General features: G+C 56.7%; 23 protein-coding genes and 3 pseudogenes. 14 read left to right on the top strand and 12 right to left on the bottom strand.

Features of this window, described 5'->3' with window-relative positions; all coding sequences use genetic code 11:
- Positions 1-258 precede the first annotated feature (258 nt).
- Positions 259-3,786 (top strand): pyruvate:ferredoxin (flavodoxin) oxidoreductase, encoded by a 3,528-nt coding sequence (gene nifJ, locus ACQUTP_RS00405; protein WP_017898746.1) that lies wholly within the window; start codon positions 259-261, stop codon positions 3,784-3,786.
- Positions 3,787-4,143: 357 nt separating this feature from the next.
- Positions 4,144-5,268 (top strand): porin OmpK37, encoded by a 1,125-nt coding sequence (gene ompK37, locus ACQUTP_RS00400; protein WP_023318087.1) that lies wholly within the window; start codon positions 4,144-4,146, stop codon positions 5,266-5,268.
- Here ompK37 and ACQUTP_RS00395 read toward each other — a convergent pair.
- Positions 5,256-5,414 carry a hypothetical protein gene (locus ACQUTP_RS00395; protein ID WP_165453774.1) on the bottom strand — a complete coding sequence of 53 codons (159 nt, stop codon included), beginning with the start codon at positions 5,412-5,414 and terminating at the stop codon, positions 5,256-5,258. The genes ompK37 and ACQUTP_RS00395 overlap by 13 nt on opposite strands.
- On the opposite strand from ACQUTP_RS00395, the gene ACQUTP_RS00390 reads away from it, so the two are divergent.
- From ACQUTP_RS00390 to ACQUTP_RS00380, 3 genes and pseudogenes are all read left to right on the top strand, one after another.
- Positions 5,413-5,625 (top strand): KTSC domain-containing protein, encoded by a 213-nt coding sequence (locus tag ACQUTP_RS00390; RefSeq protein ID WP_004203998.1) that lies wholly within the window; start codon positions 5,413-5,415, stop codon positions 5,623-5,625. The two genes, ACQUTP_RS00395 and ACQUTP_RS00390, sit on opposite strands and share 2 nt — an antisense overlap.
- 81 nt (positions 5,626-5,706) lie before the next feature.
- Complete coding sequence (gene uspF / locus ACQUTP_RS00385) at positions 5,707-6,141, top strand: universal stress protein UspF (RefSeq protein ID WP_017898748.1); 435 nt, start codon at positions 5,707-5,709, stop codon at positions 6,139-6,141.
- A 338-nt stretch (positions 6,142-6,479) separates the two neighbouring features.
- Positions 6,480-6,647, top strand: a pseudogene (locus ACQUTP_RS00380) (SOS response-associated peptidase); the annotation flags it as partial.
- 291 nt (positions 6,648-6,938) lie between these two features.
- On the opposite strand, the gene ACQUTP_RS00375 reads toward ACQUTP_RS00380, so the two are convergent.
- From ACQUTP_RS00375 to ACQUTP_RS00365, 3 genes and pseudogenes are all read right to left on the bottom strand, one after another.
- Positions 6,939-7,199: a bacteriocin immunity protein gene (locus ACQUTP_RS00375; protein ID WP_077266838.1), complete on the bottom strand. Its 261-nt coding sequence runs from the start codon at positions 7,197-7,199 to the stop codon at positions 6,939-6,941.
- Between the two features lie 205 nt (positions 7,200-7,404).
- A pseudogene (locus ACQUTP_RS00370) lies at positions 7,405-7,521 on the bottom strand (hypothetical protein); the annotation flags it as partial.
- A 172-nt stretch (positions 7,522-7,693) separates the two neighbouring features.
- Positions 7,694-8,014: a TonB family protein gene (locus ACQUTP_RS00365; RefSeq protein ID WP_071600372.1), complete on the bottom strand. Its 321-nt coding sequence runs from the start codon at positions 8,012-8,014 to the stop codon at positions 7,694-7,696.
- 446 nt (positions 8,015-8,460) lie between these two features.
- On the opposite strand from ACQUTP_RS00365, the pseudogene ACQUTP_RS00360 reads away from it, so the two are divergent.
- A pseudogene (locus ACQUTP_RS00360) lies at positions 8,461-8,895 on the top strand (tyrosine-type recombinase/integrase); the annotation flags it as partial.
- A 48-nt stretch (positions 8,896-8,943) separates the two neighbouring features.
- Entirely contained in the window at positions 8,944-9,879 is a 936-nt protein-coding gene (ttcA, locus tag ACQUTP_RS00355; protein WP_004203988.1) for a tRNA 2-thiocytidine(32) synthetase TtcA, read from the top strand.
- A 45-nt stretch (positions 9,880-9,924) separates the two neighbouring features.
- Here the strand turns inward: ttcA and dbpA are convergent, their stop codons facing one another.
- The 3 genes from dbpA to zntB all read right to left on the bottom strand — a co-directional run bounded on the left by dbpA (position 9,925) and on the right by zntB (position 12,808).
- Complete coding sequence (dbpA, locus tag ACQUTP_RS00350; protein ID WP_205426048.1) at positions 9,925-11,298, bottom strand: ATP-dependent RNA helicase DbpA; 1,374 nt, start codon at positions 11,296-11,298, stop codon at positions 9,925-9,927.
- 14 nt (positions 11,299-11,312) lie between these two features.
- Complete coding sequence (locus tag ACQUTP_RS00345; RefSeq protein ID WP_369707506.1) at positions 11,313-11,489, bottom strand: hypothetical protein; 177 nt, start codon at positions 11,487-11,489, stop codon at positions 11,313-11,315.
- A gap of 335 nt (positions 11,490-11,824) precedes the next feature.
- The gene (gene zntB / locus ACQUTP_RS00340) at positions 11,825-12,808 is read right to left on the bottom strand and encodes a zinc transporter ZntB (RefSeq protein WP_004203984.1); all 984 of its coding nucleotides are present in this window, start codon (positions 12,806-12,808) and stop codon (positions 11,825-11,827) included.
- 278 nt (positions 12,809-13,086) lie between these two features.
- Between zntB and ACQUTP_RS00335 the strand changes: the two genes are divergently transcribed.
- From ACQUTP_RS00335 to ACQUTP_RS00325, 3 genes are all read left to right on the top strand, one after another.
- Entirely contained in the window at positions 13,087-13,830 is a 744-nt protein-coding gene (locus tag ACQUTP_RS00335) for a DeoR/GlpR family DNA-binding transcription regulator (protein WP_117130084.1), read from the top strand.
- The gene (locus ACQUTP_RS00330) at positions 13,793-14,911 is read left to right on the top strand and encodes an oxidoreductase (protein WP_053810501.1); all 1,119 of its coding nucleotides are present in this window, start codon (positions 13,793-13,795) and stop codon (positions 14,909-14,911) included. Before ACQUTP_RS00335 ends, ACQUTP_RS00330 begins: the two co-directional genes overlap by 38 nt.
- 236 nt (positions 14,912-15,147) lie before the next feature.
- Complete coding sequence (locus ACQUTP_RS00325; RefSeq protein WP_004203980.1) at positions 15,148-15,342, top strand: hypothetical protein; 195 nt, start codon at positions 15,148-15,150, stop codon at positions 15,340-15,342.
- Between the two features lie 112 nt (positions 15,343-15,454).
- On the opposite strand, the gene ACQUTP_RS00320 is transcribed toward ACQUTP_RS00325, so the two are convergent.
- Positions 15,455-16,204, bottom strand: a complete 750-nt coding sequence (locus ACQUTP_RS00320) for a hypothetical protein (RefSeq protein WP_428902319.1) — start codon at positions 16,202-16,204, stop codon at positions 15,455-15,457.
- Between the two features lie 250 nt (positions 16,205-16,454).
- Positions 16,455-17,834 carry an amino acid permease gene (locus ACQUTP_RS00315; RefSeq protein ID WP_126066028.1) on the bottom strand — a complete coding sequence of 460 codons (1,380 nt, stop codon included), beginning with the start codon at positions 17,832-17,834 and terminating at the stop codon, positions 16,455-16,457.
- A 334-nt stretch (positions 17,835-18,168) separates the two neighbouring features.
- Here ACQUTP_RS00315 and ACQUTP_RS00310 point away from each other — a divergent pair, with 334 nt between their 5' ends.
- The 3 genes from ACQUTP_RS00310 to ACQUTP_RS00300 all read left to right on the top strand — a co-directional run bounded on the left by ACQUTP_RS00310 (position 18,169) and on the right by ACQUTP_RS00300 (position 20,752).
- On the top strand, positions 18,169-18,648 hold the full coding sequence (locus ACQUTP_RS00310; protein WP_080846621.1) for an Lrp/AsnC family transcriptional regulator: 480 nt from the start codon (positions 18,169-18,171) through the stop codon (positions 18,646-18,648).
- 251 nt (positions 18,649-18,899) lie between these two features.
- Positions 18,900-19,514, top strand: a complete 615-nt coding sequence (locus tag ACQUTP_RS00305; protein ID WP_004176405.1) for a YitT family protein — start codon at positions 18,900-18,902, stop codon at positions 19,512-19,514.
- Positions 19,515-19,552: 38 nt separating this feature from the next.
- Positions 19,553-20,752, top strand: coding sequence for an amino acid aminotransferase (locus tag ACQUTP_RS00300; protein ID WP_064183121.1), 1,200 nt, complete (start codon positions 19,553-19,555; stop codon positions 20,750-20,752).
- A gap of 28 nt (positions 20,753-20,780) precedes the next feature.
- Here the strand turns inward: ACQUTP_RS00300 and ACQUTP_RS00295 are convergent, their stop codons facing one another.
- From ACQUTP_RS00295 to ACQUTP_RS00285, 3 genes are read right to left on the bottom strand one after another with little or no spacing between them, the layout of a single operon-like run.
- A complete protein-coding gene (locus tag ACQUTP_RS00295) occupies positions 20,781-21,449 on the bottom strand; it encodes a methionine ABC transporter permease (RefSeq protein ID WP_004203975.1) in 669 nt (222 codons plus the stop codon).
- The gene (locus ACQUTP_RS00290) at positions 21,442-22,455 is read right to left on the bottom strand and encodes a methionine ABC transporter ATP-binding protein (protein WP_004203973.1); all 1,014 of its coding nucleotides are present in this window, start codon (positions 22,453-22,455) and stop codon (positions 21,442-21,444) included. Before ACQUTP_RS00290 ends, ACQUTP_RS00295 begins: the two co-directional genes overlap by 8 nt.
- An 8-nt stretch (positions 22,456-22,463) precedes the next feature.
- On the bottom strand, positions 22,464-23,267 hold the full coding sequence (locus ACQUTP_RS00285) for a MetQ/NlpA family ABC transporter substrate-binding protein (RefSeq protein ID WP_004203972.1): 804 nt from the start codon (positions 23,265-23,267) through the stop codon (positions 22,464-22,466).
- Positions 23,268-23,487: 220 nt separating this feature from the next.
- Here ACQUTP_RS00285 and ACQUTP_RS00280 point away from each other — a divergent pair, with 220 nt between their 5' ends.
- Positions 23,488-24,663, top strand: a complete 1,176-nt coding sequence (locus ACQUTP_RS00280; protein WP_064190169.1) for an aminotransferase class I/II-fold pyridoxal phosphate-dependent enzyme — start codon at positions 23,488-23,490, stop codon at positions 24,661-24,663.
- Positions 24,664-24,669 lie beyond the last annotated feature (6 nt).

Below are 24,669 nucleotides of genomic sequence, written 5' to 3'. Positions count from 1 at the left end.
ATTTTCTAGCAAATTTCTGCGTAAAGGTTGATCTGCACCGGGATAGTCACCGGGCGATGGCTCGCCTTCACGTCCAGAAAAGCTACTTTCTCCGCGAACCGCGCAAAATATTGATCTGGTCACGGGTAGCCGTCGTATTGAGGACACAAATGCAAAAATGGCGGCGCCAACGGTTTGCTAAACTACCTCTTATATAATTACAGGGCGCGTCGCGGTTTCACGCGTCCATTCTTTTGCGCAATGTAAGGGTGTCTTCATATGATTACGATTGATGGTAATGGCGCGGTCGCTTCCGTCGCGTTTCGCACCAGTGAAGTTATCGCCATCTACCCGATCACGCCCAGTTCAACGATGGCGGAACAGGCTGACGCCTGGGCCGGCAATGGGCTGAAAAACGTCTGGGGCGATGTGCCACGCGTGGTCGAAATGCAGTCGGAGGCAGGCGCCATTGGCGCCGTACATGGCGCGCTGCAGACTGGCGCCCTCTCCACGTCCTTTACCTCATCGCAGGGCCTGCTGCTGATGATCCCCACGCTGTACAAACTGGCCGGCCAGCTGATGCCGTTTGTCCTGCACGTCGCCGCCCGCACTGTCGCCACCCACGCGCTGTCGATCTTCGGCGACCATTCCGATGTGATGGCGGTCCGTCAGACCGGGTGCGCCATGCTGTGCGCCAGCAGCGTTCAGGAAGCGCAGGATTTCGCGCTGATCTCGCATATCGCCACCCTGCAAAGCCGGGTGCCGTTTATTCATTTCTTTGATGGTTTCCGCACTTCGCACGAAATCAACAAAATCGCCCCGCTGGCGGATGACACGATTCGCGCCCTGCTGCCGCAGGAGAAAATCGCTGAGCATCGCCAGCGCGCGCTCAATCCGGAACACCCGGTGATCCGCGGGACCTCCGCTAACCCTGACACCTACTTCCAGTCGCGGGAGGCCACCAACCCGTGGTACGACGCGGTTTATGATCATGTCGAGAAAGCGATGGATGACTTCGCCGCCGCCACCGGCCGCCAGTACAAACCGTTTGAGTTTTACGGCCATCCGCAGGCGGAACGCGTGATCGTCATTATGGGCTCGGCCATCGGCACCTGCGAAGAGGTGGTCGATGAACTGCTGAGCCGCGGCGAGAAAGTCGGCGTCCTGAAAGTGCGCCTCTATCGCCCATTCTCCGCCGCCCACCTGCTGGCAGCGCTGCCGGAGAGCGCCCGGGCGGTGGCGGTGCTGGATCGCACCAAAGAACCTGGCGCGCACGCGGAGCCACTGTATCTCGACGTGATGACCGCCCTGGCGGAAGCCTTTAACCGCGGCGAGCGCGAGACGCTGCCGCGGACCATCGGCGGCCGCTACGGTCTCTCTTCCAAGGAGTTCGGTCCGGAATGCGTGCTGGCGATATTCCATGAGCTGCAGGCCGCCCAGCCGAAGCCGCGCTTTACCGTCGGCATCTATGACGACGTGACCAACCTGTCGCTGCCGCTGGGCGAAAATACTCTGCCATCAGAGGCCAAGCTCGAAGCGCTGTTCTACGGCCTCGGCAGCGACGGCAGCGTGTCGGCCACCAAAAACAATATCAAAATCATCGGCAATTCCACCCCGTGGTTCTCCCAGGGGTACTTTGTCTATGACTCGAAGAAGGCGGGCGGCCTGACCGTCTCCCATCTGCGGGTCAGCGAAAAGCCGATTCGTTCTTCGTATCTGATTTCGCAGGCCGATTTCGTTGGCTGCCACCAGCTGCAGTTTATCGATAAATACCAGATGGCCGAGCGGCTGAAGCCCGGCGGCATTTTCCTGCTCAACACGCCGTACAGCGCCGATGAAGTCTGGTCCCGCCTGCCGCAGGAAGTGCAGGCCACCCTGAATCAGAAAAAAGCGCGTTTTTACGTGGTCAACGCGGCGAAGATCGCCCGCGAATGTAGCCTCGGGGCGCGCATTAATACCGTGATGCAGATGGCGTTCTTCCATCTGACTCACATCCTGCCTGGCGACAGCGCGCTGGCGGAACTGCAGGCGGCCATCGCCAAAAGCTACAGCAGCAAAGGCCAGGAGCTGGTGGAACGCAACTGGCAGGCGCTGGCCCTGGCCCGCGAGTCGCTGGCGGAAGTGCCGCTGCAGCCGGTGAATGCTAACAGTCCGAACCGCCCGCCGGTGGTCTCCGACGCCGCGCCGGATTTCGTCAAAACGGTCACCGCCGCGATGCTGGCCGGTCTCGGCGATGCGCTGCCGGTCTCCGCCCTGCCGCCGGACGGCACCTGGCCCATGGGCACCACGCGCTGGGAGAAACGCAACATCGCCGAAGAGATCCCCATCTGGAAGGAAGCGCTATGTACCCAGTGCAACCACTGCGTCGCCGCCTGCCCGCACTCGGCGATCCGCGCCAAAGTGGTCGCGCCGGAAGAGATGGAGAACGCCCCTGCCAGTCTGCACTCGCTGGACGTCAAGTCCCGCGATATGCGCGGGCAGAAATACGTACTGCAGGTCGCCCCGGAAGACTGCACCGGCTGCAACCTGTGCGTGGAAGTGTGCCCGGCAAAAGATCGCCAGAATCCGGAGATCAAGGCCATCAATATGATGTCGCGCCTGGAGCATGTGGAAGAGGAGAAAGTGAATTACGATTACTTCCTCAACCTGCCGGAAATCGACCGCAGCAAACTGGAGCGTATTGATATCCGCACTTCGCAGCTGATCAGCCCGCTGTTTGAATACTCCGGCGCCTGCTCCGGCTGTGGCGAAACGCCGTATATCAAACTGCTGACCCAGTTGTATGGCGACCGGATGCTGATTGCCAATGCCACCGGCTGCTCATCCATTTACGGCGGCAACCTGCCCTCGACCCCGTACACGACCGACGCCAACGGCCGCGGCCCGGCGTGGGCCAACTCGCTGTTTGAGGATAACGCTGAATTCGGGCTCGGCTTCCGCTTAACCGTCGATCAACATCGCCAGCGCGTGATGCGCCTGCTGAGCGAATTCGCCGACCAGCTGCCGGCAGAGCTGAACGCGGCGCTGCATGCCGAGGCGACGCCGGAAGCGCGCCGTGAACAGGTGGCGGCCCTGCGCCAGGCGCTGACCGGGGTGCAAGGCGCTGAAGAGCTGCTGACCGATGCCGACGCGCTGGTGGAGAAATCCGTCTGGCTGATCGGCGGCGACGGCTGGGCCTACGATATCGGCTTCGGCGGCCTGGATCATGTGCTGAGCCTGACGGAAAACGTCAACATTCTGGTGCTGGATACCCAGTGTTACTCCAACACTGGCGGCCAGGCGTCAAAAGCCACCCCGCTGGGGGCGGTCACTAAGTTTGGCGAGCACGGTAAACGCAAGGCGCGCAAAGATCTTGGCGTCAGCATGATGATGTATGGTCATGTCTATGTGGCGCAGATTTCGCTGGGCGCGCAGCTGAACCAGACGGTGAAAGCGATTCAGGAAGCGGAAGCCTATCCGGGGCCGTCGCTGATCATCGCCTACAGTCCTTGCGAAGAGCATGGCTACGATCTGGCGCTCAGCCACGATCAAATGCGTCAGCTGACCGCCACCGGCTTCTGGCCGCTCTACCGCTTCGACCCACGTCGGGCGGAAGAAGGCAAGATCCCGCTGGCGCTGGACTCTCGCCCACCGTCAGACGCCCTGGCTGAGACGCTGCTCAATGAGCAACGCTTCCGTCGCCTGAATGCGCAGCAGCCGGAAGTGGCGGAGCAGCTGTGGAAAGATGCTGCCGCCGACCTGCAGAAGCGCTACGACTTCCTCGCCCAGCTAGCTGGCAAAGCGGAGAAATCACCGAGCGAGAGCTAAGGTTATTTTCCATCCCGCAGCCATAAAAAAAGCCCGAATATGAAGTTCGGGCTTGTCGTTTTACCGATAACAAAACCATTCCGCAGAATGAGACGGCAAATAAAAATGCTTGGCATGACAATAAAGGCATATAACGCTCGAATAATACGCGATCAAACTGACCATGTATAATTTTTATTTTGTATATTAGTTGAAGATGTATTCATCATAATTATCACCATTACTTCAGTATTATTTTATTTAGAATTTACTTATATCGTAACAATTGAGTCTTACCATATCTCAGACCGCTCCTTTAGCATGAGTTCACTTCCTTCCCGGAAGCTAAAACATAAAAACAGTTAAAGGAATTTCTTCATGAAAAGAAAAGTACTGGCCCTCGTTATTCCGGCTTTATTAGCCGCTGGCGCCGCACATGCGGCGGAAATTTATAATAAAGACGGAAATAAATTAGATGTCTATGGCAAGGTAGACGGTCTGCACTATTTCTCCAGCGACTCGAAAAAAGACGGCGACCAAACTTACGTTCGCTTTGGCTTTAAAGGCGAAACCCAGATCAACGATATGCTCACCGGTTACGGCCAGTGGGAATACAACGTTCAGGCCAACAATACCGAAAGCGCCGGCGATCAGGCGTGGACCCGTCTGGCCTTCGCCGGTATCAAAGTGGGCGATTACGGTTCCTTCGACTACGGTCGTAACTACGGCGTGCTGTACGACGTCGAAGGCTGGACCGATATGCTGCCGGAGTTCGGCGGCGACTCTTACACCTATGCGGATAACTTTATGGCAGGCCGCGCCAACGGCGTCGCGACCTACCGTAACAGCGACTTCTTCGGTCTGGTAGACGGTCTGAACTTCGCCCTGCAGTATCAGGGTAAAAACGAAGGCCAGAACGCCCAGGACATCAACGTCGGCACCAACAACCGCAGCAGCGACAGCGATGTTCGCTTTGACAACGGCGACGGTTTCGGTCTCTCTACCTCCTATAACTTCGGCATGGGCATCAGCGCGGCAGCGGCCTACACCTCATCTGACCGTACCAACGACCAGATGACCCAGACCAACGCCCGTGGCGATAAAGCTGAAGCCTGGACCGCTGGCCTGAAGTACGACGCCAACAATATCTACCTGGCGACCATGTACTCTGAAACCCGCAACATGACCCCTTACGGCAACGACGGCGTGGCCAACAAAACGCAAAACTTCGAAGTCACCGCTCAGTATCAGTTCGACTTTGGTCTGCGTCCGGCTATCTCCTATCTGCAGTCCAAAGGCAAAGATCTCTATAATACCGGCAGCTACGCCGATAAAGATCTGGTCAAATATATGGACGTCGGCGCCACCTATTACTTCAACCGTAATATGTCCACCTACGTTGATTACAAAATCAATCTGCTGGATGACAACGACAGCTTCTACAAAGACAACGGTATCTCTACCGACAACATCGTCGCGTTGGGCCTGGTTTACCAGTTCTGATGCGCCAGCCCGCCGATTCCGGCGGGCTTTCTCTCTCTTTGCATCGCACCAGCTAAAACAAAACAATATATCCCACCGCTTAAAATAGCCGTCCATTTAGTGATATAGTCGTGCTCAGTCAGTGCCTGCCCGAGGACGTCCATCATGCATCATCACCCGGTAAAATCTTCCCGAATTATCTCTGTCGCCTATGATGACGCTTCCGCCACGCTGGAAATTTGTTTTTATCACCAGCCGCCGTTGCAATATACCGGCGTTCCACCGCGTATTTTTCGTGACTTTTTACAGGTGGTGTCAAAGGGTCGCTTTTATGACGGCGTGATAAAGGGAAAATTTCCCGAACACAAGTCACGTTAATGTCAAAGTGTGACTGCGGTCATGATACAAAACGTGTCATAATGCCGTACAATATGAGGGGATACTTAAACAGGAGGTTTTATGAGCAGAATGATTCTTGTCCCCATCGATATCTCTGATAAAGAATTTACTGAACGCATTATCAGTCACGTTGAATCGGAAGCGCGGATTGACGACGCTGAGGTCCATTTCCTCTCCGTTATCCCTTCCCTGCCTTATTATGCCTCACTGGGAATGGCCTATACCGCCGAACTGCCTGGTATGGATGAGCTGCGTGAAGGAACGGAAACGCAGCTTAAAGAACTCGCGAAACAGTTCTCTATCCCGGAAGATCGGAAACATTTTCACGTTGCCGAAGGATCGCCAAAAGATAAGATCCTGGCCCTCGCCAAGTCGCTACCCGCCGACCTGGTGATCATCGCTTCGCACCGGCCGGATATCACCACCTATCTGCTGGGCTCCAACGCCGCCGCGGTGGTCCGCCACGCCGAGTGCTCGGTGCTGGTCGTCCGCTAGCGCCACAGCCCGCCGCCCGGCGGGCTGTTTATTTTTACTTCTGCTCCACCAGCTTGCCTGCCCGCAGCGGAAAGTGCCGGAAAGATGCTGACATTCCGCCCATGAATCCGTACCATACACGCCACGGTTGTCTGTCAGACCTCATTAATTGCTACGCGCCAGCGCCACGTTGTCCAGCGGCTGGCAGAACGCGTGCTCTTCTGATGCCACACTATGAATTGAGCCACTATTACATGCTGCAAAATCAAGAAATCAGTAAAAATGTACAACACCAATAAGTTGTGCCCCCTCCAACCAACTGAATTTATTTTATATTTACATACAGCCAGCCCCCACAGCGCCGGCCGCTGGTCCTGGTACCTGAATCCACCCGGGAATGGATGAGGCAGGCTATTCGAGGAAAAGAGGTGAATGAGATAATTGCAGATGGTGCGGAACCTGCTGATCATTTCACATGGCACCCCGTTTTCCGAGCGGTGGACAACGTTAGGAATCAGGGGGCGTAATTGATTGAGGCTATTAAAATCCAATAACCTGATAATACCCGCACTATGCTGAAAGCAGACCTTGGTGTTCTGATTGCCTTTTGCATCGGGAATGCCCTCAAAGCGCATAAGTTAAGGAAGTTGCTCAGGCTCCGACGGCATCTTTAGGGCTGGTTGATAAAAAATCAAAATTGTGAACTACTTTCACCGATAATAAATTCAACGTAATAAAAAACCGCCGGCGCGAGTTTCAATCAGAAGTCATCTATTATCACGTTAAGATAGGTAAGATAACGCAACTGTACCGATCAGCTACTCTTTGAAACCAGGCTTGCCATTCCTGGCCCGCCATTCTTTCACTTCCTTAACAACCCTTTCCGGACTATCCTCTCGGCCCTTTGGAGGATAGAAAATTACATCAGAACCATTAGGGTGTTCAGTGATACGTTCAAACTCTAAAACATTTTGCACATCTTCATCTTCGGTTGTATTATCCGGTTTAAATATCTTTTCCACAAAAGCTAAAAACTCAGATTCGGTGTAATCAGAAATGCTTTTTTTATTGTCCATCATTTACCACCATTGCTTAGTGAACTTCGACATGGCTTTTTGTGCATCATAACTCGCCAGTTCTCAATACCATACACATCACCGGTATTTTAATAGCTTTTGCGTGTTCTAATTCATGTTTAAGCCTTCCCCCGACATGCTCATTTTACGAATGAACGACCATGTTTCTAACTTGATACCCCCTAAGCTAGCTTGTCAAACCGCTCAGTTAGCTCAGTGGTATCAGAAACCGCCTTCCTGAAAGCTCTCCGAATGAATGAAAGTTCGAAAACTCACAGCCACGAAATTTTTCAGCAATCACACTGGGAACAGGAGAGCCTAACTCGTCTCCAGTTTTTTTTCAGCCAACCATGACTAACCTGCTCCCCTTAACCAGTGATTTTGCCAGGTAAATCTCTAGAGCTTGCCAACATAACATCACTTGGCTCGACTCCCATTGCAAGAGCATCAGGCTGCTAGATCTCTCAGTACAGAAAATCCAGGTAGGCTAGCAGTATTTACGGTTGAGATGGACGAAATCTTATTGTTCCACGCGCAATGCCTGGCTTTCCGGGCTCATACTTGCATTTTCTCATTGCTGATCTTGTTTCTCTAAAAAAGAGCTCAGCACCAGTTGTCTCAACAGAAGTTACTTCCCCTTTTTCATTTACTGAGGCAGCGTAATTTACAGTGCCACTAATCCGATTAGCCATGGCAGAAACTGGATAATAAGGATTAGGGCAACTTATCCGCACAGGCACCACTTCTTCTTTATTTCCTGCAGCAAGTGCCAAGTTTGATATAAGAACAGCGCAAACCAGAAGTAATGTTTTTTTCATAACCGATACCAATTGTTGTTTTCCTTATGTCTATAGATCCCTAATACGCCTTTTTCATGCAACGCCGGAGGATGCGGCTCCACTTCTTCATCCCCGCTGGTATGGAGGGGATTATATATCACAGCCGGGTTAGCTGCGCGCTTTGCGTTCTGCGGGGGATTGAGGCATCGCCATTCTTCCGCAGGGCTACTCCTTCCCTATAACGCTTCCATTCACCTATATTCCATTAAAAAATGAGGAGTTTCGACTTATCATTTAGGGTCAAGTAAAGTAAACACCTCTCTTACAGCCAGATTTCCAATCTTATGTGAGCCCCAAAACCCGGCACTGATTGCCGGGTATTTTATTGCTTCCCAGGTGCTTTTACGGTTTCTCACGCCCGGCACATCTCCGGCGAGTTACCTCTCACCAGCGCCTCAGCAAAAGGCCTCGGTATGGCATTAGCAGCAGGAAACCGGACGATACAATTGCTCGGCGCTGCCCTGGACGCGCTCAAAGCGCAGCATGAACTGACAGCTGGACATCCGCTCGCCACTATCACGTTTCACCACAGGGAATACGGCTCAAGCGAGGAACAGAATTTGCGACTTGTTTTCATGCCGCGGAGACGGAAAGGCGAGCAAAAACCCTGCTACTCGCACAGCAGCATAGGCAGCAGATGGGAAGCTGCAGTAAAACGCGCTGGCATTCGCCGCAGGAATCCGTACCATACGCGGCATACTTTTGCCTGCTGGCTCCTGACGGCTGGCGCAAACCCGTCTTTTATAGCCAATCAGATGGGGCATGAAAACGCGCAAATGGTGTACGACGTTTATAGTACATGGATAGAAGAAATGAACGGCGACCAGGTTTCTATGTTGAATTCCCGGCTTGGGCTTTAACACGTTTTGCCCCCTATATGCCCCTTTTAGATTTTGAGAATGTTAACAATGCAAGAAAATCAAGAACTTACAAAGAAAGAGAAATACAACATCGATAAGCTGCAGAAACGTCTGCGCCGCAACGTCGGTGAGGCGATCGCCGACTTCAATATGATTGAAGAGGGCGACCGCATTATGGTTTGTCTGTCAGGCGGCAAGGACAGCTATACCATGCTGGAGATCCTGCGTAACCTGCAGAAAAGCGCGCCCATCTCCTTCTCGCTGGTGGCGGTGAATCTCGACCAGAAACAGCCTGGGTTCCCGGAGCATATTCTGCCGGCGTATCTTGAGCAGCTGGGCGTTGAATATAAGATTGTTGAAGAGAACACCTACGGCATCGTCAAAGAGAAGATCCCGGAAGGGAAAACCACCTGCTCGCTGTGCTCTCGCCTGCGTCGCGGCATTCTCTACCGTACCGCCACCGAACTTGGCGCCACCAAGATTGCCCTCGGCCATCATCGAGACGACATCCTGCAGACGCTGTTCCTGAATATGTTCTACGGCGGCAAAATGAAAGGAATGCCGCCGAAGCTGATGAGCGACGACGGCAAACACATCGTCATCCGCCCGCTGGCCTACTGCCGCGAAAAGGACATCGAGCGCTTCTCCCAGGCCAAGGGCTTCCCGATCATTCCTTGCAACCTGTGCGGTTCGCAGCCTAACCTGCAGCGCCAGGTGATCGCCGATATGCTTCGCGACTGGGATAAGCGTTATCCGGGACGCATTGAAACCATGTTTAGCGCAATGCAGAACGTGGTGCCTTCGCACTTGAGCGACGTTAATCTGTTTGATTTTAAAGGCATCACCCACGGCTCCGAGGTGGTGGACGGCGGCGATTTAGCGTTTGACAGGGAAGAGATTCCCCTGCAGCCTGCCGGCTGGCAGCCGGAGGAAGAGGACGCCCGGTTAGATGAGCTGCGTCTGAACGTAGTGGAAGTGAAGTAACCCGAAAGCGTCTCAGGCCGCCGCCTGAGACGCGCTATTCTGCCCTTACTTCAGCAGTCGTACGCGGCAGGCTTTGCCTTTGATCTTGCCGTTTTGTAACTGCTTATACGCTTTCTGCGCCATGTTCTGGCGGATCGCCACATAAACGTGGGCCGGGTGGACGGTAATTTTGCCGATATCGGCGCCATCAAACCCCATATCTCCGGTCAACGCTCCCAGCACATCTCCCGGGCGCATTTTCGCCTTTTTTCCGCCGTCGATGCACAGCGTCGCCATCCCCGCCGTCAGCGGCGTGATAGCGTTGCCCGTCGGCGCCGGCAGCCAGTTAAGGGGTAATTGCAGCATGTCGGCCAGAATGGTGGCGCGCTGCGCCTCTTCCGGCGCGCAGAAGCTGATAGCCAGGCCTTGTTCGCCGGCGCGGGCGGTACGGCCGATGCGGTGAACATGCACCTCCGGATCCCAGGCCAGCTCGAAGTTCACCACCAGCGCGAGAGATTTGATGTCCAGGCCGCGGGCGGCGACGTCGGTCGCCACCAGAACCCGGACGCTGCCGTTCGCGAAGCGCACCAGCGTTTGATCGCGGTCGCGCTGCTCGAGGTCACCGTGCAGCGATAATGCGCTCTGCCCGGCGGCGTTGAGCGCATCGCAGACCGCCTGGCAATCGCGCTTGGTATTGCAGAACACCACGCAGGACGCCGGCTGATGCTGGCTGAGCAGACGCTGGAGCAGCGCAATCTTGCCGTGACGGGAAACTTCAAAGAACTGCTGTTCGATAGCCGGTAGCGCATCGACGCTGTCAATCTCAATCGTTTCCGGATGACGCTGCACCCGACCGCTGATCGCCGCGATCGCCGCAGGCCAGGTGGCGGAAAACAGCAGCGTCTGCCGGTCAGCCGGCGCGAAGCGGATCACCTCGTCGATGGCGTCGCTGAAGCCCATATCGAGCATGCGGTCCGCTTCATCCATCACCAGGGTCTGCAGCGCGTCGAGAGAGACCGTCCCCTTCTGCAGATGATCGAGCAGACGGCCCGGGGTGGCGACGATAATATGCGGGGCGTGCTGCAGTGAATCGCGCTGAGCGCCAAACGGCTGCCCGCCGCAGAGCATCAAAATCTTGATGTTCGGCAGGCAGCGCGCCAGACGGCGCAGCTCGCCGGCAACCTGATCGGCCAGTTCGCGGGTCGGACACAGCACCAGCGACTGGGTCTCAAAGCGCGACGGATCGATATGCTGCAACAGACCCAGCCCGAAGGCGGCCGTTTTTCCGCTGCCGGTTTTTGCCTGCACGCGCACATCTTTCCCCGCGAGGATCGCCGGCAGGGCGGCGGCCTGAACCGGCGTCATCGACAGATAACCCAGCTCGTTAAGGTTGGCTAATTGGGCGGCAGGTAAAACAGTCAGGGTAGAAAAAGCGGTCACAATGTATTCTCGTATTAAAGGACAGACGATCTGCAGGCGCGTATCCTCGCAGATCTCCGCGCCTGATGCGACAATTTAATCGGCTCTTCATCAGGCGGCGGATCGGGCTGCGGCTGCGGACGCGGTCGTGGATCGGGTAAAGGAACCGGATCGTTCGGCTCGGGCGAGATGGGGATAGACTGGGCTGTCAGCCCTGAAGCGTAATGCATAGTGGCCTCCCGGAAAGTGATACGGGCGTACCCGCAGGCGTAAACGGCCTGAAGACCGTCGGGTGTCTTAGTAAGCGTAGAAGCTGGTCAGGAGAGCGCAAAAAAAAAGCCGACTCAACAAAGTCGGCGTCGTACGAATCAATTGTGCTATGCAGTAATTCAAAAAAGGAAGTAAGACAATATGGAGCGCAACGCCCATCGCTTGACGTTGCATTCACCTGCGAGAGAGATATTGCCCTGAATGGGTAGAGGGTTTATTGATTTCGCTCAAACATTGCCGGGTTTTCCCGGCATCGTCGCTGCTAAAAGGCGATTCTTTACAACCATTTACTGCGATGTAACCACCATGCAACACCACCGATGACAACGACTAACATCAGGCAGAAGAGGCTAAACCCCAGATGCCAGCTGTTGCCAGGGATCCCGCCGAGGTTGACGCCGAACAGGCCAGTTAAAAAGGTGCTGGGCAGAAACACCATCGCCATCAAGGACATCGTATAGGTCCGCCGCGCCAGCGACTCCTGCATAATCTGGGCGATCTCATCGCTCATGATCGCCGTGCGGGCGATGCAGCTGTCGATCTCATCCAGCCCGCGCCCCAGCCGCTCGGCGATATCCTGCATCCGCCGCCGCTGATCGTCGCTCATCCACGGCAGTCGCTCGCTGGCCAGCCGGGCGTAAACATCGCGCTGCGGCGCCATATACCGGCGCATCACGATCAGCTGTTTACGCAGCAGGGCAAGGAAACCGCGCGGCGGCACCTGCTGATCGAGCAGGTCGTCTTCGAGGTCGATTATTCGGTCGTGCAGTTGTTCAATAAACTCACTGGCATGATCGGTCAGCGCGTCGCAGACTTCCACCAGCCAGCTGCCGCAGTCCGTCGGCCCATTGCCCTCCTTCAGGTCACCCAGCACATCGTCGAGCGCCAGCACTTTGCGCTGACGAGTGGAGACGATCAGCCGCTCATCCATATAGAGACGCATCGCCACCAGCTGGTCTGGGCGTTCATCGGTGCTGCCGTTGATGCAGCGCAGGGTGATCAACGCCCCGTCGCCGATCCGCGTTACCCGCGGTCGGGTGCTCTCGCCCGCCAGGGCATCGCGCACGTTATTAGGCAGTAGCGGGGTGGCAGCCAGCCAGTCGGCGCTGTCGCTATGGGTATAGTTGAGATGCAGCCAGCAGGGCTTCTCTTTGTCGATAATATCGTTATCGGCGAGCGGCTTCACGCCCCCCTGCCCGTCGAGCACCCACGCGAAGATCGCGTCCGGTATCTGCAACTCCGAGCCTTTAATCGCGTCCACTCAACCTCCGTTAATCCATGCCTGTCACATTGCACGCACTCTGTATAAGGTACGCGAAAGCGCGCTTTTTCGCTGTTTATTGCCCGGTGAAAGGGGCTAATCGCTTCATTAAAAAGCGCTTTCCCCCGGGCCGCGCCCACCTTCCTCATTTAACGTTAAAGTGTAGTGAAATCAAGTTCTTCAGGTTTTGCGCGCCTCAGTGCGACTTTTTGCGGTTTATTTTGCGACTTTATGCTGTATTATGCCGCTTATTGCGTCAACTTGCGGAGTCTCTCGTCATGCATAAGCTCGCCCGACAAAAACACATCCTCGACCGGCTGAGTGAAACCGGTCAGCTGAGCATCAGCGAACTGGTTGATGCGCTGCAGGTGTCGGCCGATACCATACGCCGGGATCTCAGCGAGCTGGAAAACCAGGGGGTATTGCAGAAAAGCCACGGCGGCGCCATCGCGCTTAACGTCCCGGCGATGACGCGCCAGGGAAGAAACGCCCTGCTCCCCGGAACCAAGCAGCGTCTCGGCCAGCAGGTCGCCGCGCGCATCCCCTCCGGCTCGACGCTGTTTCTCGACGCCGGCAGCACACTGCTGGCCGTCGCTAGCCAGCTGAAAGGCCCCATGACCGTGATCACCGCTTCGCTGGATATCGCCCAGCTGTTTAGCGACCGCGCCGATATCCAGCTCATCCTGCTTGGCGGCCAGTGGGACAGTGAGCAGCGGCTGTTCGCCGGCAGCGCCACGCTGTCGCTGGTGTCGCGCTACCGCGCCGATATCGCGATTCTCGGCGCCTGCGCGTTGCATGCCGAACTGGGCCTGAGCGCCAGCCAGGAGGCCGATGCCGACGTAAAACGCGCCATGCTCGCCGCCAGCGCGGAACACTGGCTGGTGGCGGACCATACCAAAGTCAACCATTGCGAACCCTGGCTGGTGGCCGGTCTCAGCGACATAGACCATCTTTTCCTCGATCGTCCCTGGCCTGAGCTGGGGGATGACCCTGCCCTCTCTGTACATATTGCTGACGCTTAACAACGCGGAGAACCTGATGAGTAACAACACGATAAATATCGCCCTGATTGGCTATGGCTTCGTCGGTAAGACCTTCCACGCGCCGCTTATCCGTTCGGTGCCGGGCCTGAACCTGGCCTTCGTCGCCTCGCGCGATGAAGAGAAAGTCAAACGCGACCTGCCGGACGTCACGGTGATCGCCTCCCCGGAAGCGGCGGTCCAGCATCCGGATGTCGATCTGGTGGTCATCGCCTCCCCCAACGCCACGCACGCGCCGCTGGCCCGCCTGGCGCTGAACGCCGGCAAGCATGTGGTGGTGGACAAACCCTTTACCCTTGATATGCAGGAGGCCCGGGAGCTGATCGCCCTGGCGCAGGAGAAACAGCGCCTGCTCTCCGTCTTCCATAACCGCCGCTGGGACAGCGACTATCTCGGGATCCGTCAGGTTATTGAGCAGGGCGCCATCGGCACGGTGAAACATTTTGAGTCCCATTTCGACCGTTTCCGCCCGGAAGTCCGCGTCCGCTGGCGCGAGCAGAACGTTCCCGGTAGCGGCTTATGGTTCGATCTGGGGCCGCACCTGATCGATCAGGCGCTGCAGCTGTTTGGTCTGCCGCAGTCGGTACAGGGCAACATTGCCACCCTGCGCGACGGCGCGGAGATCAACGACTGGGCGCACGTGGTGTTAAACTACCCGGCGCATAAAGCGATCCTCCACTGCAGCATGCTGGTCGCGGGGGGCTCCTCGCGCTTTACCGTACATGGCGATAAAGGCAGCGTTGTCAAAGCGCGGGCCGACCAGCAGGAGAGCCAGCTGCTGGCGGGTGTGGTACCGGGGAGCGCCGGCTGGGGTCAGGATGATGACAAGCTGGTGATCTATGACGCCTCGCTGCAGGCCCAAACTCAGCCTACCCCGTCGGGCGATCAGCGCCAGTACTATATGCAGATCCGCGACGCGCTGAAGGGCCAGATCGCCAATCCGGTGCCGCCGGTTGAAGCGCTGGCGGTAATGGCCGTTCTGGAAGCGGCGGTGCGTTCCGCGGAAAGCGGCGTGGCGCAAACCCTCGACCTGACCGCCGACGAGCGCAACGCGCTGCGCTAAGCCTGTCGCTACTCCGGTTATCTGCGCGGCCCGCAGGTAACCGGGTCACCGCCCTGACTCCAGAAATAATCACTACCTGTCAGCAGATTATCCTTTCTTTATCCTGCCTTTTTGCGTAAAGCACCGCTGGAAATTTCAGCCAATTGGGAGGAGGATAGAGAACAGATCGATCGTGATGAGAAAAAGGTTGCTGACGCTGTGGACGCGGTGACCGCAATACCGGACAGGAGAAGCTCATGTACTACACGTTAGGAGATACCACTCTCCATTTTTATCGCTATCAGTGCAAATTTTACGTCGCCCACTGGGAAGGAGGGAACGTGATGGACGAAAAATTTAAACCGTTTATCGAGCAGATCACTGAGAAGACCGGGCTTGACGCGAAGCGCGTCGAGACCGCCGCGCGCGATTATTTTACTAACGTGGATTAACAGGCAGCCTGTTGCTGTATACCAAAGGCCAGGCCGACGCGCCTGCCGTTGATGTTTCCCCTTCCGCCGCCAGGGCCCTCGTTGTCGCTGGCGGCTTTTCTTCCTGCCGGCGCTAAACGGTGGTCAGTTTTGCAAGGATCGCGGCGAAGGTGTCGCTGACGTTATCGCCGGCGAGCATTTTTTTGCGCAAGGTGATACTTCTGCCTGTCGACGGGATGAGCAGCCGGACTTTCGCATCATGACTGCCGCGCTCAGCGAGAACTACATCGCGCAAAGGAATAATGTAGGTGTCGGCATAGAGACCCGGCGTAAATATCATCGACTCGCCGCTGACGCCAATCACCACCCGATTCTGCAGACGATAGCCGTTGCACAACGCCAGAATACCGGCGGCAATAAATACGCCGCCAATACCCATGCCAATCTTTAAGATAATTATCCCGGCGATGAGCGCCAGCGCTCCCTGCGGATAAAAAGCGGATGCATTAAAGGTTAATAGCTGGTGATTATCGTCGCGGCTCATCGCCCCGGTTGTTGACCGCCACGGGGTAAAACCGGCGTTAATCCGCGTTTGAAAGCTGAACAGGCTGCCGACCAGAAAGATCATGCTGATGGGTATCATCACGATACCGCCAATAAAGGCTAGCACAATGGCCATATAAGGATAGCGGCCAGACAGCATAATGCTGAGCGCCTGAACCACCACGGCGATAAACAGGGCAAGAACCAGCCAGGACCACATGCTGTCCACCCGACTATGGAAATTCAGTTGTCCTTCATCGAGTAATAAATTACGCGCGACAAAACAGATAATAATATTGACGAACAGGCCAATCCAGGCCAGCTTGTGCACATGCTTCATACCCTACTCCATTATGTATTTTACCATTCCATTTCCAGGCATTATAAAATAAAGACTCAATGCCGGCTGGATAGTAGCAAAGCGGTACGCAAGATCAATAAAAAGCGCGCGGTCACCTCACATTCTCATTTATATTCAGCGTGATATTGTTAGTTATCATTTATCGTAATTATATAAACCATCCTATATATTGGCGCTATATGTTTTCAGCGCAACAATATCGCCCTGCCGCCACGCAGGGCATCGCAGATTAACGCTCCTCCAGCGCCGCCACCGGCTCCAGCGCGCTTTTCCTGCGCAGCAGATAGCCTGCGGCAAGGATCAGCAGCCATACCGGGATCAGGCAGACGGAGATGCGGATGTCCGGGGTCAGATACATCACTCCGAGGATCCCGGCGAGAAACAGCAGACACAGCCAGTTTGTCAGGGGATAGGCGAAACTCTGGAAAGCCGTTACCTTCCCGGCCCGCTGCATGGCGCGGCGGAACTTAAGATGAGTGATGCAGATCATCGCCCAGTTGATGACCAGGGCGGCCACCACCAGGGCCATCAGCAGGGCAAAGGCTTTCCCGGGCATCACATAGTTAATCACCACGCAAAGCGCCGTGGCGACGGCGGATACCGCCAGGGCGGTCAATGGGATCCCGCGGTGGTTCACTCGCAGCAGCGCACGCGGGGCGTTGCCCTGCTGAGCCAGGCCGAACAGCATCCGGCTGTTGCAGTAGACGCAGCTGTTGTAGACCGACAGCGCGGCGGTGAGCACCACCAGATTGAGGGCGTTGGCCACAATATTGCTGTCAATGGCGTGAAAGATCAGCACAAAAGGGCTTCCCCCTTCCACGACGTTCCGCCACGGGTAGAGTGACAGCAGGACCGCCAGCGACCCCACGTAAAACAGCAGAATCCGGTAGATCACCTGGTTGGTGGCTTTGGGAATGGTTTTATGCGGCTCATCGGCTTCCGCCGCGGTGATCCCCACCAGCTCAAGCCCGCCGAAGGAGAACATGATCACCGCCATAGCCATCACCAAGCCCGTGATGCCGTTAGGGAAAAATCCCCCGTCCTGCCATAGGTTGGCCACCGTCGCCGCCGGGCCGCCGTGACCGCTAAATAACAGATAGCAGCCAAAGGCGATCATACTGATGATGGCGGCCACTTTGACAATCGAGAACCAGAACTCCAGCTCGCCATACACTTTGACGTGCGTCAGGTTGATGGCGTTGATCGCCACGAAGAAGATCGCCGCCGACAGCCAGGTGGGTATCTCCGGCCACCAGTACTGAATATAGATCCCCACCGCCGTCAGCTCCGCCATGCTTACCAGCACGTACAACACCCAGTAATTCCAGCCTGACATAAACCCGGCGAAGGGCCCCCAGTAGCGGTTGGCGAAATGGCTGAACGAACCCGCCACCGGCTCCTCTACCACCATTTCGCCAAGCTGACGCATGATAAAGAAGGCGATAACCCCGGCGATGGCGTACCCCAGCAGGACCGAAGGGCCTGCCATACGGATCGTTTGCGCAATACCTAAAAACAGTCCAGTGCCGACCGCCCCCCCGAGGGCAATCAACTGGATGTGGCGGTTTTTTAACCCGCGTTTTAACTGATGCTCTTGCTGCGTTGTCATCTCTGACCTGCCCCTGTCTGTAAAAAGTCACTTTCGCCGGTAGCAACTTTCAGGCCAGCGGATCGCCGCGCAGCGGCAGAGAAAAATTAATTCATTGAATTATATTGAATTATTGTTTTCGCATCAGTTCCGGTAGCTGCTCATCGCGGCGCTGACCTGGCGCATCACACGCGAAAAATGGCCAGATTACGCACAGATCATGAGAAAAAGAGCGACTTAATGCATGAACCTGACCCGTTTTGGTGCATCCGCTTTGCCGCCGTCCGCCCAGGCTTCACGCCAGGCAAAAAACTGTTAGGCTGTTAGCCACTTTTACGTTCCGCTAGTGGCCACTATGTACAACATCGACGACTATGATCTGAAAATTCTTACCCTGCTGCAGGCCAATGGCCGTTTAACCAATCAGGAACTGAGCGAGCTTATCGGACTGTCCGCTTCCCAGTGTTCGCGCCGCCGTATCGCCCTTGAACAGGCGCAGCTTATCCTCGGCTACCATGCGCGTCTGGCGCCGGATGCCGCCGGGCAGGAGATGCTTGGCCTGATTGAGGTGCGTCTGCTGAATCACACCCCGCAATGCGTGGAGAGCTTTCATCAGATGCTCAGTGAAGTGGACGCCATTCTGGACGCCTGGAAAACCACCGGCGACGCCGATTATCTGCTGCGGGTAACGGTCCCGGACCTGCCCGGTCTGAGCCATTTGATCAGCCATATTCTGGCGCAAAACAAAGGGGTGGCCCATCTGAAAACTGCCGTTGTGCTCAACCGCCTGAAAGAGAACGGCCAGCTGATGCCGGGCACGCTCCCGCTGCGCTGAACCGGGGCACAGTGCCCTGCGCTGGTGCAGACGCGGGGCCAGACAATGAGCGACAAGCGGCAAATTCGCACAATTCACGCATTAGGCAACCATAAAACGCACGACACGTGCAATCTTCTCTTCCTGTCAGAACAACAGGTTAGGCTTTACCACGGCTGTTTTTTCCGCAAACGATCGCCCGGGCACTCTCCGCTGGTGCGATTTTTGCAAACAAGAGCTTATCCTTGTTAACGAAAAGATAGTGCTTATTTATGGATAACGTCCTTTCCCCTGAAAAACTGACTCACACCTGGCTGGAGGATGCCCTGGCGCTGCTGTTCGGCACGCTAATGATCTCCTTTGGTATTATCCTGTTTCGTCAGGCCGGTGCCCTGACCGGCGGGACGGCAGGCATGGCCTTTCTGATCCACTACGCCACCCACCTGCCGTTCGGCGTGGTTTTCTTCGCCATTAATCTGCCCTTCTACTGGCTCTCCGTCCGGCGGATGGGCGCCGCCTTCACGCTGAAAACCTTCTGCGCGGTCGGACTGGTGTCGCTGTTCTCCGACCTGCACGGCTACTTTATCCATGTCGATCGCCTGAACCCCTATTACGCCACCCTCTTCGGCAACATCATGGTCGGTATCGGCTTTGTGGTGCTGTTCCGCCATAAAGCGAGCCTCGGCGGCGTCAATATTCTGGCCCTCTATCTGCAGGATAAAAGCGGCATCCGCGCCGGTAAATTCCAGATGGTAGTGGACGCCTGCATCGTCACCGCCTCCCTGTGGGTGGTTAGCCTGCCGATGCTGCTGGTCTCTGTCCTCGGCGCCGTGATTTTGAATTCGATTATCGCCATGAACCACCGCCCCGGACGCTATGCGGTGTAATGGCTTCACCTTTAACGGTCATTTCAGGAGTAACCACTGTGTTCCAGAACGTCGACGCCTACGCGGGCGATCCTATCCTGTCGCTGATGGAAGCCTTTCAACAGGATCCCCGGGCAGACAAAGTTAACCTCAGCATCGGGCTGTACTATAACGAGCAGGCCATCATTCCTCAGCTGGAGGCGGTCCGCCAGGCCGCTGACCGGCTACAGAGCCAGTTGCAAAAGGCCAGCCTCTATCTGCCGATGGAGGGACTGGCGCCCTATCGCCGCGCGGTCCAGACGCTGCTGTTTGGCGAACATCATCCGGCGTTGCGTGCCGGACGCATCGCCACCATCCAGACGCTGGGCGGCTCCGGCGCGCTGAAGGTGGGCGCGGATTTTCTCAAGCGCTACTTCCCCGACTCCGCGGTCTGGGTCAGCGATCCGACCTGGGAGAACCATGTGGCCATCTTTGCCGGGGCGGGCTTCGAGGTGCATACCTATCCCTGGTTCGACAGCGCCACTCGCGGGGTCAATTTCCCCGCCATGCTTGCCGCCCTCCAGCAGCTCCCGTCGCGCAGCATCGTGCTGCTCCATCCTTGCTGCCATAATCCGACGGGGGCCGATCTCACCCCCGAGCAGTGGGATCGGGTGATTGAGGTGTTGATCGCCCGGGAGCTGATCCCGTTCCTCGATATTGCCTACCAGGGCTTTGGCCGTGGGCTGGATGAAGATGCCTATGCCATCCGCGCCATCGCCAGCGCCGGGCTGACGGCGCTGGTTAGTAACTCGTTCTCGAAGATTTTTTCGCTGTACGGCGAGCGTGTCGGCGGCCTGTCGGTGGTCTGTGACAATGCCGATGCCGCCGGGCGCGTGCTGGGCCAGTTGAAAGCCACCGTGCGCCGCAACTACTCCAGCCCGCCGGGGTTTGGCGCCCAGGTGGTGTCGCAGGTGCTCAACGATCCCGAGCTGAATGCCCTGTGGCAGGAAGAAGTGGAGGCCATGCGCACCCGCATCAGCGCCATGCGCGTCGCGCTGGTGAAATCCCTGCAGACAGCCCTGCCGGCGGAGGATTTTTCCTATCTGCTGACCCAGCGCGGCATGTTCAGTTACACCGGCTTTAGCGCCGATCAGGTAGACGTTCTGCGCGAAGTGCACGGCATCTATCTGATCGCCAGCGGTCGGGTCTGTGTGGCCGGGCTCAACCACGGCAATATTGCGCGGGTAGCCAGCGCCTTCGCCGCGGTCTGCGCACGCTAGCCGGGGCAACCCCGGCGCGGATTAGCGGTTATTCGCGACGCAGCCGGCGAGCCAGGCGGGTACCCAGCGTCTGAATAAGCTGGACAATAACAATCAGCACCAGGGCGGTGGTGAGGGTGGCAAAGGCGTCGAAGCGCTGATAGCCGTAGGTGATCGCCAGATCGCCGATCCCGCCGCCGCCCACCGTTCCCGCCATGGCGGTCGCGCCAAGCAGACCGATGGTCGCGGTGGTAAGGGCCAGAATCAGCGACGCCGCCGCCTCCGGCAGCATAAAGTGCCAGACGGTCTGCAGAGGGGTAGCGCCCATGGCGTCTGCGGCCTCAAGGATCCCCTCATCCACCTCCAGCAGCGAGCTCTCCACCAGCCGGGCAATATAGGGGGCGACAAAAACGATCAGCGGCACGATGGCCCCCGCGGTGCCGATAGTCGTGCCCACCAGCAGCCTGGTGAAGGGCAGGATCACAATCAGCAAAATGATAAACGGCAGCGAGCGCAGCACGTTAATCAGCGGATTCAGCGCCTGATGCACCACCGGGTTGGCCACGATGCCGCCGGGACGGCAAACCACCAGCACAATTCCCAGCGGGACGCCGATCAGCGCGCCAAAGCCCAGTGAGATGGCGACCATAATCAGGGTATCATGCAGCGCCAGCAGAAACTGCTCGCCGGTAATGGCGGTATCAATCAGATCAAACATGGGTGATTTTCACTCCTGCGTCGGCCAGATGGGTGATAGCGCGTTCGGTTTCGTCAGGCTCGCCGAGGAGTTGCACAATCATAAATCCCAGTATCCGGCCCTGAACTTCGGACATGCTGGCAAACAGGATATTCACCTCGACAGCATACTCGCGGATCAGGTGGTTAATGATCGGCTGCCGGGCCGTCGCGCCGATAAATTCGAGGCGTAAAGCCCGGGCGCCGTTATCGCGCTGCAGGAGCGACGCCACCCGCTGCGGCAGGCGATCGTGCACCACCGACTGCACGAAACTGGCGGTGACCGGATGCTGCGGCTGGGCAAAGAGATCGAACACCGTCCCCTGCTCAACAATGCGCCCGGCCTGCATCACCGCCACCTTGTGACAGATTTTCTGGATCACTGACATTTCATGAGTAATCAGCACAATGGTGATGCCATAGCGGCGATTAATCTCCTGCAGCAGCAGTAAGATCTGTACCGTGGTGTGGGGGTCGAGCGCCGAGGTGGCTTCATCGCACAGCAGCACCGACGGGTTGGTGGCCAACGCCCGGGCGATACCGACCCGCTGCTTTTGCCCTCCCGACAGCTCATTAGGGTAGCTGTGCATTTTGTCGCTCAGGTCGACAAACGCCAGCAGCTCCGCAACCCGCGCCTGGATAAAGGCCTTGTCGCGGCCCTGCAAAATAAGCGGGATAGCGATGTTATGAAATACCGTTTTCGAATTCAGCAGATTAAAATTCTGAAAGATCATGCCGATATCTTTTTTGATCGCCTGCAGTCGCTGGCCGCTGCAGTCCTGTAGCGGCTCACCATTCAACACCACCTCGCCCTCGCCCGGCGTTTCCAGCCGATTAATCAGCCGCAATAAGGTGCTTTTTCCTGCGCCGCTGTAGCCAATAATGCCGAAAATATCGCCCCGGTCGATACTGAGATTAATATCCTGCAGGGCCAGAACCGGATGCCCTTTTCTGGAAAAGGTTTTACTGACATGGCGAAATTCTATCATTGCGTTATTCATTTTAAATAATCAGGCAGCAGGTAACCATCATACTGCGGATGGCTGAGAATATATTTTTTGAAATCGGCAGAGTGATAGCCGTCGATAATATCTTTGGCAAACTGCGCCTTCTGATTTTTACCGGCAACGGTTACGACGTTAATAAAATGGCTGGTGGCGGCCTCCAGCTTTAATGCCGAGGTGAGCGCCATGCCGCTGGAGACGGCGAAATTGCCCTGAATCAGGCCATAGTCGACGTCCGGCAGCGCGCGAACCTGCTGGGCATTGTCCATCTCCTTAAGCACGATTTTATAGGGGTTAGCAACGATATTGCGCTGGGAAAAGGTGGCGGGATCGCTGTCCGGTTTAATCTTCACCCAGCCCAGACTTTCCAGCACCAGCACCGCGCGATATTCGTTCGACGGCTGGTTTGGCACCGACACCACCGTGCCGGCTGCCGGGGTGCCCAGGGTGGTCAGTTTGCCGCCATACAGGCCCATCGGCGGTGTGGGTACCTGCACAATGCCCACGTTATCGGTCCCCAGCCGCTCATTGATCGCTTTCAGGTATACCGGATGCTGCATAATATTCGCTTCGATATCGCCGCGGGCTACCGCGTCATTGACCTGAATACCGTCGCTAAAATCTTTATATTCGATTTTATACCCTTTACTCAATAAATAGGGGGCGACCCCTTTTTCAAATTGCTCTTTATACGGCCCGGGATTGAAGCCGATACGAATAATTTGATCTGCGGTGGCGTAAAAAGAGGTAGCGGATAACAGGGCAAGCGTCATCCCGAGCGCAACTGACTTGTTCATAAGGTATTTTCCTGGAAGGTTGGCGATATTGAGCGATTAAATCACAGCCGCAAGAGGGTTGTAAGCCAGAACGCCGGATTTCCTTTTGCTTATTCCTCATAACCTTTTGCCATCCCGACATATCCTAAAAATAATCATCCTTTGCAGATATTGTTATTTAGCCAGGCGCCATAAATCCCTTAAAGATGGCAGATTATTGATGACGTAAACCGGGAAAATTATGCCTGATTTTGCTGCTTCACCGCTGGTGGACGCCCTGGAAGAGAATCTGTTCAGCCTGCTGGAAAACCTGGCCGCGGAGGTCAACACCGACATGCTGCCGTTGATCGACCTCTCCAGCGGCAGTCCGGATCAACCCACCCCGCCGGAAGTGATTGACGCGCTGCAGAGCGCCATTCATCGTCGTGAAAACCATGGCTACCCCTCATTCTGGGGCAAGCCGCAGGTCCGCGAAGCGATCGCCCATTTTTATCGCCGCCAGTATGATGTGGAATTCGATCCGCACAGCGAAGTCGCGGTATTTCAGGGCTCGCATATCGGTATTGGCGGCATCCCGCGGGCGCTGCTCCGTCCCGGGCAATACCTCATCTCCACCGATCCCTGCTATCCCATTTATCGCTCAGCGGCGCTGCAGTCCCAGGCGACGTTTTATGGCCTGCCGCTCAGGGCTGAGAACCATTTCCTGCCGGATTTTAACGACCTCCCCCGGGAGGTGGCTGACAAGGCCGGGCTGGTGGTGCTTAACTATCCGCATAACCCCACCGGCGCCCTCGCCACGCCGGCGCTGTTCGCCAGCGCCCTGCAGTTTGCCCACCATCACCAGGTGCCGATCCTGCACGATTTTGCCTATGCGGCCATCGGCAGCGCGGCCAGTGACGCGCCGCTGAGCCTTTTCTCTCAGCCCGGCGCGAAGGCGTGGGGAGTGGAAACCTACACCTTCTCCAAGACCTTTAATATGGCCGGCTGGCGCTTCGGCTTCGCGGTCGGCAACGCCTCGATTATTCGGGCATTTAAAAAGCTGCACACCCACAGCTACAGCACGGTGTTTGGCGCGATTCAGGATGCGGCGATCGCCGCGCTCAGCCTGCCGGCAGAACGGATTGCGCAGCTGCAGGAGGCGTATCATCAGCGCCGGGAGTGGGTTCTGCGTCGACTGGCCGCGCTGCGCTGGCCGGTTCGTACCGCACAAGGCACGTTCTTCCTCTGGCTGAGCGTGCCGCCCGGGTACCGTTCACAAGAGTTTGCCCGCCTGCTGCTGCAGGAGGCGCATATTCTGGTGGCGCCAGGCACTGGTTTTGGCGAAGGGGGCGAAGGGTTTATCCGCATCAGTCTGACGGCTGGGGACGACGCGCTGAGCAACGCGCTGGACCGTCTCGCCCGACTGGCGCTGTTTTAGCGCCCG

It is taken from the genome of Klebsiella sp. 2-CIP_Kleb. (genome assembly GCF_050378715.1).
Taxonomy (GTDB): domain Bacteria; phylum Pseudomonadota; class Gammaproteobacteria; order Enterobacterales; family Enterobacteriaceae; genus Klebsiella; species Klebsiella quasipneumoniae.
The sequence above is the reverse complement of the archived record's forward strand: the minus strand, read 5'-3'. Positions and strand labels throughout refer to the sequence as shown.

Coding starts and splice junctions, on each gene's coding strand:
- ACQUTP_RS00295 (WP_004203975.1), bottom strand. CDS start 21,449: ATGTTTGATCTGATTGATACCGCCATTACCGGCGAGCAGTTTCTGCTG.
- uspF (WP_017898748.1), top strand. CDS start 5,707: ATGAGCAGAATGATTCTTGTCCCCATCGATATCTCTGATAAAGAATTT.
- ACQUTP_RS00285 (WP_004203972.1), bottom strand. CDS start 23,267: ATGAACAAGTCAGTTGCGCTCGGGATGACGCTTGCCCTGTTATCCGCT.
- ompK37 (WP_023318087.1), top strand. CDS start 4,144: ATGAAAAGAAAAGTACTGGCCCTCGTTATTCCGGCTTTATTAGCCGCT.
- ACQUTP_RS00280 (WP_064190169.1), top strand. CDS start 23,488: ATGCCTGATTTTGCTGCTTCACCGCTGGTGGACGCCCTGGAAGAGAAT.
- ACQUTP_RS00315 (WP_126066028.1), bottom strand. CDS start 17,834: ATGACAACGCAGCAAGAGCATCAGTTAAAACGCGGGTTAAAAAACCGC.
- ACQUTP_RS00335 (WP_117130084.1), top strand. CDS start 13,087: ATGCATAAGCTCGCCCGACAAAAACACATCCTCGACCGGCTGAGTGAA.
- ACQUTP_RS00330 (WP_053810501.1), top strand. CDS start 13,793: ATGACCCTGCCCTCTCTGTACATATTGCTGACGCTTAACAACGCGGAG.
- ACQUTP_RS00325 (WP_004203980.1), top strand. CDS start 15,148: ATGTACTACACGTTAGGAGATACCACTCTCCATTTTTATCGCTATCAG.
- ACQUTP_RS00305 (WP_004176405.1), top strand. CDS start 18,900: ATGGATAACGTCCTTTCCCCTGAAAAACTGACTCACACCTGGCTGGAG.
- ACQUTP_RS00395 (WP_165453774.1), bottom strand. CDS start 5,414: ATGATGGACGTCCTCGGGCAGGCACTGACTGAGCACGACTATATCACT.
- ACQUTP_RS00320 (WP_428902319.1), bottom strand. CDS start 16,204: ATGAAGCATGTGCACAAGCTGGCCTGGATTGGCCTGTTCGTCAATATT.
- ttcA (WP_004203988.1), top strand. CDS start 8,944: ATGCAAGAAAATCAAGAACTTACAAAGAAAGAGAAATACAACATCGAT.
- ACQUTP_RS00290 (WP_004203973.1), bottom strand. CDS start 22,455: ATGATAGAATTTCGCCATGTCAGTAAAACCTTTTCCAGAAAAGGGCAT.
- ACQUTP_RS00375 (WP_077266838.1), bottom strand. CDS start 7,199: ATGATGGACAATAAAAAAAGCATTTCTGATTACACCGAATCTGAGTTT.
- ACQUTP_RS00310 (WP_080846621.1), top strand. CDS start 18,169: ATGTACAACATCGACGACTATGATCTGAAAATTCTTACCCTGCTGCAG.
- ACQUTP_RS00365 (WP_071600372.1), bottom strand. CDS start 8,014: ATGAAAAAAACATTACTTCTGGTTTGCGCTGTTCTTATATCAAACTTG.
- ACQUTP_RS00390 (WP_004203998.1), top strand. CDS start 5,413: ATGCATCATCACCCGGTAAAATCTTCCCGAATTATCTCTGTCGCCTAT.
- nifJ (WP_017898746.1), top strand. CDS start 259: ATGATTACGATTGATGGTAATGGCGCGGTCGCTTCCGTCGCGTTTCGC.